Below are 357 nucleotides of genomic sequence, written 5' to 3'. Positions count from 1 at the left end.
GCCCAGGCCCTGGCCCGCGTCCACGACCAAGCGTTGTGGCGCCTGGCCCCGTAGGGGGCAGGGTAAATCCCGTTATTTCTCCTTTCTGTGGCCGCGGCTGCCGTGGTTAAATTACAGAATAATTAAAGGAGATTGGAATGCGTTTTGACCGACTGCGTTTGGCCACCAAGCTGTGGTCGGCCATGGGGGTGATGGTGCTGCTGTTGGCCGCCATCATCGCGTTCACCGCCCTGCAGTCCCGCAAATCCCGCGAAGCCTATGGCATGGTGAATGCCGCCATGGTCGCCCAGATCAAGGCGGCCAACCAGTGGGCGGCGCTGGTGGACGTGAATGCCACGCGCGCCTATGCCGTGGTGG

General features: G+C 62.2%; 1 pseudogene. It reads left to right on the top strand.

The features are described 5' to 3' along the window. Positions 1-137: 137 nt before the first annotated feature. Positions 138-357 (top strand): annotated as a pseudogene (locus AC1D1Y_RS26980) (hypothetical protein); the annotation flags it as partial.

The organism is Polaromonas sp. P1_G1, assembly GCF_056405595.1.
This window is presented reverse-complemented; position numbering and strand designations above follow the sequence as displayed.